We start from the raw sequence: 6128 nt of genomic DNA on the forward strand, positions 1-6128 counted from the left end.
GCGCGGCGCCCGAGCGCTGCGCGACGAGCGTGACGGCCGCCGTGGCCGCGGCCAGCGCGAAGAGCGGCCACTTCTCGTGCAGGAGGCGTCCGGGCGGCTCCGCCCCGGGCCCGATGCCGCGCCCAAGCGGCCAGAGATCGAGCAGCAGCAGGACCAGAGGCAGCGTCACGAGCATGGGCTTGGTCATCAGCCCGAGCGCGAAGAGCGCGAGCAGCGCCGCGTAGCGTCCCGCGGTGCGCCGCCGGCACCAGTTCGCGTACGCGAAGACCGCCAGCAGCCAGAAGGTCCCGCCGAGGACGTCCTTGCGCTCGGCCACCCACGCCACCGACTCCACGCGCAGCGGGTGCAGCGCGAACAGCGCGGCGGCGGCCACCGCCGGCGCCAGCGCGCCGGTGAGCGCATGCAGCGCCAGCAGCAGCAGCGCCGCGTTCAGCGCGTGCAGGCCGGCGCTCACCACGTGGTGTCCGCCCGCCCAGGTGCCGAAGAGGCTGACGTCCGCCAGGTGCGACCACCACGTCACGGGGTGCCAGTTGTAGGCGGCCACCGCGGTCAGCGACCAGCGGAGAGCCGGGAGGCTCACGCCTCCACTGACCCGCGGGTTGGCGGTGACCATGAGGGGGTCGTCGACGGCCACGAACTCGAAGGTGCGCACCGGCGCATAGAGCAGGAGCACGGCGAGCGCGAGCGCCGCGGCCGCCAGCAGCGGCGCCCTCGGGCCGCGGGCCGTCGCCGCCGTCACGCTGCTCCCTTGCGCCGGGCCCGCCCCGGTGCCGCGTCAGGGCAGGAAGCGCCGGCGCATCATGGCGGAGGCGGCGGCAAAGGCGGCGGCGGCGATGAGCGTCGCGACGGCCAGCGACGCGAGCGGCGGGGCGTCCGCGGTCCCCGAGAGCAGCGACCGCGAGAGGCGGACCAGGTGCGTGAGGGGAAACGCGCTGGCGATGCGCTCGACCCATGGGCCGAGGTTGCGCACGGGGAAGAAGGTCCCCGAGAAGAAGAACATCGGGCCGATGAAGAGCGTGAAGTAGTAGTTGAACGAGTCGTAGCCGTCCGCCACCGATGTCACGATCAGCCCGAGCGACGCGAACGTGAAGCCGGCAAGAAGGATCAGGGGGAGGCCGAGGACGCCCGGCCAGAGCGGCCCGACCCCGAAGACGAGCAGCAGCGCCAGCACGGTGCCGCCGCAGATGAGCCCCTTGGTCATGATCCAGAGCACCTCGCCGAGGAGGATGTCGCCGAACGTCAGCGGCGAGAGCATCATGCACGCGTAGACCTGCTGGTGGCGCATCTTGGTGAAGGTCATGTAGGTCGCCTCGATGGTGACGCTCTGCATCACCGAGGTGATCATCAGCCCCGGCGCGACGTAGCGCAGGTAGGGGAGGCCCTCGACGTCCGGGACGATCGTCCCCAGGCCGTAGCCGAGCCCGAGGACGTAGAACAGCGGCTCGCCGACGGAGCCCACGAGGCTCGTCCTCCAGCTCGCGAGCCATACCGTCGCGTTGCGCGTCCAGACGAGCAGCGGCCCCGCGAGGATCCTCAGCATGCGCCATTCCCGAAGACCGCCGCCTCGGGCCCGCCGGCCCGATGCTCGCGCAGGATCTCCCAGAGCGAGCCCTCCGCGCGGATCCGCCCTTCTTCGAGGACCGCGGCCCGGTCGCAGAGGGCCTCGGCCTCGGCCAGGTCGTGGGTGGCGAGGATCAGCGTGGCGCCGCGCTCCTTGAGCGACGAGAGCGTCGCGAGGCATTGCTGGCGGCTCTCGCGGTCCAGGCCGCGCGTCGGCTCGTCGAGGATCACGATCGCCGGGTCGGTCAGCAGCGCCCGCGCCAGGACCAGGCGCCGGCGCAGGCCCGTCGAGAGGTGCGACACGGGCTCGTCGGCGTGTCCGTCGAGCCCGCTCTCCCGGAGCAGCGACGCGCAGCGCCGGCGCGCGTCCTCGCGCGAGAGGCGGTGGTAGCGGCCGTGGAAGTAGAGGTTGCGGGCGACGCTCAGGTCGGAGTCGAGGAGGTCCTCCTGCGGGGCGATCCCGAGCGCCGCCCGGGCCTCGCGCGGGGATGCCGCCACGTCGACGCCGTTGACGAGGATCGTCCCGGCGCTGGGCCGGATGAACCCGTGGATCATCTTCAGGGTCGTCGACTTGCCCGCGCCGTTGGGGCCCATCAGCCCGAAGCACTCCCCGCGGCGCGCCGAGAAGCTGACGTCCGCGACGACCACCTTGGCCCCGAAGGACTTCGCCACCGAGCGCAGGTCGACGGACGGCTTCACTTGCGCTCCGTCGCGCCCGGCGCCGGGAGCGGCGCGGCGTCGATGGCGCACGTCCCGGTCTCGCCGGCCCCGACCGTGACGGGATTGACCGCGCAGAGGCCGTAGAGGTCCCCGGGACCCGCCTCGGCGTTCGGGAACGCCGGGCGCGGGCCCTTGGCGACGAGGTGGTAGGACCCGGCGGGCAGGTAGAGGGTGTAGCTCCCATCCTCCGCCGTGGGGCCGGAATGGGCGAAGCCCTGCCCCCTGAAGCCTCCCTCGACGTCCTTGTAGGCATGCACCCGCACGCCCGGGACGGGGACGCCCGCGGAGCGCACCGTGCCGGCGATCCGCGCGACTCGGCTCGGCGGCGGCCCGGTGTCCGTCAGGGGGCGGGGCTCCCAGGACGAGAAGGCCACCCGGTCGCGCGGAAAGGGCTTGTCGAAGTAGAACACCTCGGGCTTGTCGTGGAAGTCCTCGATGACCGAGATGTTGCCCTCGGCGCCGAGCCGCTCCATCTCCGAGAGCGCCGCCGCGCCCCACCAGTTCCCGCGGGCGTCCACGAGCCCCTCCTCGCCGACCGCGAACGGCGTGAACTTCCTCGTCTGCGGCGGCAGCGCCTCCGGAGCGGCGGGCGCGGCCGCGAGGGCGCTCCCGCCGGCGCGGTACGGGATGAGCTTCTCCACCTTGATGGACATGTTGTCGCCGACGACGACCGCGAACCTGCGGTTGTCGTCGAGGTTGTTCCCGTTGATCACGGGGTAGGAGGCGAAGTTGCAGTAGATGCCGACCCCGTTGCGGCGGATGTCGTTGGCGGCGATCGTCGGGAACGCGTACTTCTCGGCCCAGACGCCGGTGTCGTTCTCGGTGATGATGTTGTTGCGGATCAGCGGCCGCGACTGCAGTTCGACGTGGATGCCCTGCCCGTGGCCGCGGATGGCGTTGCCCTCGATCAGGGGCGACGAGCCCTGGACGCACGAGATGCCGTGCCCGCCGTTGCCCGCCACGGTCGAACGCCGCAGCGCGGGCGAGCTGCCCATCAGGCACGCGATGCCCCCCGCGCCGTTGCCGGTGATCTCGCAATGTTCCACCTGGAACGCCGACGCCTGGAAGTACTTCATGCCCTGGTCGTTGCCGGAGATCGTCGAGTCGAGGATCGAGCCGTTGAGCTCGACGCCCGCCGAGACGCCGAGCCGGCTGGCGCGCACGGTCGCGTTGTCGACGAGGAGCAGCGAGGTGTTCCCGGAGAGGCCGGTCTCGGCGTACTCGATGCGCGCGTGGCTGATCCTGCTGGTCCGCTCATTGGCATGCTCGATGGCGATCCCGCCCCAGTCCCCCGGGCGGGGCTCGCCGGCGGCCGAGGTGAACACGATCGGCTGCGACGGCGTCCCCTGCGCGACCAGCACGCCGTTGACCACGAGGCGCGCTGCCGGCTCGCCCGCGGCGGTCCGCTCCGTCGCGAAGCGCACGACGCTCCCCGGCTGGACGAGCAGGGTGGCCCCCCGCTTCACCCGGACCTCCCCGCCCACGTCGACCGTCCCCTGCCAGACCGTGTCGGACTCGATCTCGAGCGGTGCGGCGCCGGCCCACGGGGGCCGGGCGGCCAGCAGCAGCGACACCGCGGCGGCGAGCAGGACGGGACGGAACCAGACGCTGGCCATCGCACGATTATAGGACCATTCCCCCCGTTTTGTTTCGGCTCGGTGCCGGCCGCGATCTCCGGATGGCGCCGGGGTGGGCGTGCCGCGCGGCGGTGCGTTTGTGCTAGTATTCACGCGGTGGCGAACGCGCCCGGCGCTGTTCGCGGAAGCGGTGGAGCGGCGTGCGGAGAGGACGGGATGAACGTGCTGGGACGAGCGCGGGGCGCGTGGCGGGCGGGCGCCCTGATGGGCCTGGCCCTGCTGCTGTGCGCGTCGCGCCTTCCGGCTGACGGCCAGCACGAGGAGCCGCCTCCGGTCGTGCCGACCGGGAGCGCTCAGGGCAACGGCCTGGAGGGCCGCGTCACCGTCGACGGGACCCCGATCGCCGGCGGCGTCGTGTTCGTCTACCTGACGTACGACGACGTCCTGGCCTTCAAGCCGTTCGCGGCCTCCACGCCCAGCGGCGACGACGGTTCGTACCGGCTGGACCTGCCGCCGGGCAAGTACTTCGTCGTGGCGAAGCACCGCGCGGCCGGCCCGGCGGACGGGCCGCTCGCGGTGGGCGACGGCCTCTCCTTCAACGGCTCGAACCCGATCACCGTCGATCCCGGCAGGTACGTCCATGTCGGCTTCTCGCTGCCGCGCAAGCTCGCCGAGGTCGCCTACCAGGACGGCGCGGACCCGGCGACGGGGTCGATCGAGGGCGTCATCGAGTACCAGGGGCGCCCGCTGGAGGGCGCCGGCCTGCGCATCTTCCTCGACGGCAAGGACCTCTTCCGCGGCCAGGGCTACGCCGTCGCGCCGCCGACGGGCGCCGACGGCACCTTCCGCCTCGACCTGCTCCCCGAGAGCGCGTTCTTCCTCATCGTGCGCAAGCGCGCCAAGGGCGCCGGCGCCGGGCCGATCGAGGAGGGTGACTACTTCGGCTACTTCGTCGAGAACCCCGTGCAGGTGCACGTGGGCAAGACCGCCCGGGTGAAGTTCGAGGTCATCAACAAGGCCAGCGAGATCGGCAAGGACGACAGCCTCTTCCGCGCCACCGGCACCCAGATCACGGGGCGCATCGTCGGCACGGACGGCACGGTCGTGCCCGGCGTCTACGCCTTCGCCTACGAGGAGAAGGTGATGGCGCACGCCCGCCCCTCGTTCATCTCGCGGGTGGTCGACAAGGAGGGGCGGTATGTCATCAACGTTTCCCACGGTGGCGTCTACTACATCGGCGCGCGCTCGGACTACGGGGACTCCCCCGGCCTCGGCGAGTGGTACGGCCGCTACGACGTCACCCCCGATCACTCCGTGCGCGTCGAGACGGGCAAGCGCGTCGAGGGGATCGACATCGTTGTCGAGAAGATCAACCCGTAGCCACGCCGCCGCGGCCGCCCTCGCCGCCATCCTGGCCGCCGCTCCCGCCGCCGCCGGCCCCTTCGACTACGTCAAGGGGGTCATGCGCGAGGACACCACCTGGAGCGGGGAGGTGACGATCACCGGCCAGACGGTCGTCAAGAAGGGCGCGACGCTCACGATCCTCCCCGGCACGACGGTGCGCTTTCTCTGGATCGACGAGGACGGCGACGAGATCGGCGATTCCGAGCTCAACGTCGAGGGGCGCATCGTCGCGCGCGGCGAGAAGGACCGGCCGATCGTCTTCACGTCGGGGCGGCCCGAGCCGAAGATGAAGGACTGGACCTTCATCATGATCTCCACCAACCGCGACAGCATCCTGGAGTACTGCACCATCGAGTACGCGTTCTCCGGGGCCCAGGTGCACTACTCGTCCGCGACGATCCGCAACTGCCTGATCCGCCGCAACTTCGAAGGCGTGCGCTATTCGACGACGGCGGTGGACATCCTCAACTGCGACTTCGTCGAGAATTACTACGGCCTGCGCTTCGAGGCCAACGGCTCGCGCGCGACCGTGACGCGCAACCGCATCGAGGGCAACCGCTACGGCATCTTCGCGCCGGGGCGCGGGACACGGACCATGAAGATCGAGGAGAACAACATCGTGAACAACACCGAGTTCCAGGTCTACTTCGGGGACCGCCAGCAGGGAGACCTGGACTTCCCGAGGAACTGGTGGGGCACCACGGACCCGGCGGCGATCGAGGCCGGCATCTACGACAGGCTCGACGACCCGCTCGTCGGGAAGGCCCACTGGGAGCCGGCGCTCACGGCGCCCGTGTCGCCCTGCGGGATCCAGTGACATGGCGGCCTGCACCCGTCGGACCTTCCTGAAGGGGGCCGTCGCCACGG

At 71.6% G+C, this 6128-nt stretch carries 6 protein-coding genes; 2 read left to right on the forward strand and 4 right to left on the reverse strand.

Annotation, left to right across the window (positions count from 1 at the left end; all coding sequences use genetic code 11):
* From VI078_01545 to VI078_01560, 4 genes are all read right to left on the reverse strand, one after another.
* A partial coding sequence (locus VI078_01545) for a hypothetical protein (protein ID HEY5997972.1) occupies positions 1–739 on the reverse strand: 739 nt, incomplete at its 3' end.
* Between the two features lie 36 nt (positions 740–775).
* Positions 776–1540, reverse strand: a complete 765-nt coding sequence (locus VI078_01550; GenBank protein ID HEY5997973.1) for an ABC transporter permease — start codon at positions 1538–1540, stop codon at positions 776–778.
* The gene (locus VI078_01555; GenBank protein ID HEY5997974.1) at positions 1534–2259 is read right to left on the reverse strand and encodes an ABC transporter ATP-binding protein; all 726 of its coding nucleotides are present in this window, start codon (positions 2257–2259) and stop codon (positions 1534–1536) included. The genes VI078_01550 and VI078_01555 overlap by 7 nt, the downstream gene beginning before the upstream one ends.
* Entirely contained in the window at positions 2256–3896 is a 1641-nt protein-coding gene (locus VI078_01560) for a right-handed parallel beta-helix repeat-containing protein (GenBank protein HEY5997975.1), read from the reverse strand. Before VI078_01560 ends, VI078_01555 begins: the two co-directional genes overlap by 4 nt.
* Positions 3897–4073: 177 nt before the next feature.
* On the opposite strand from VI078_01560, the gene VI078_01565 reads away from it, so the two are divergent.
* Together VI078_01565 and VI078_01570 are read left to right on the forward strand one after the other, a co-directional pair.
* A complete protein-coding gene (locus VI078_01565; protein ID HEY5997976.1) occupies positions 4074–5237 on the forward strand; it encodes a carboxypeptidase-like regulatory domain-containing protein in 1164 nt (387 codons plus the stop codon).
* On the forward strand, positions 5215–6078 hold the full coding sequence (locus VI078_01570; protein ID HEY5997977.1) for a right-handed parallel beta-helix repeat-containing protein: 864 nt from the start codon (positions 5215–5217) through the stop codon (positions 6076–6078). Before VI078_01565 ends, VI078_01570 begins: the two co-directional genes overlap by 23 nt.
* Positions 6079–6128: the final 50 nt, after the last annotated feature.

This window comes from bacterium (assembly GCA_036524115.1).
GTDB lineage: Bacteria > JAUVQV01 > JAUVQV01 > JAUVQV01 > DATDCY01 > DATDCY01.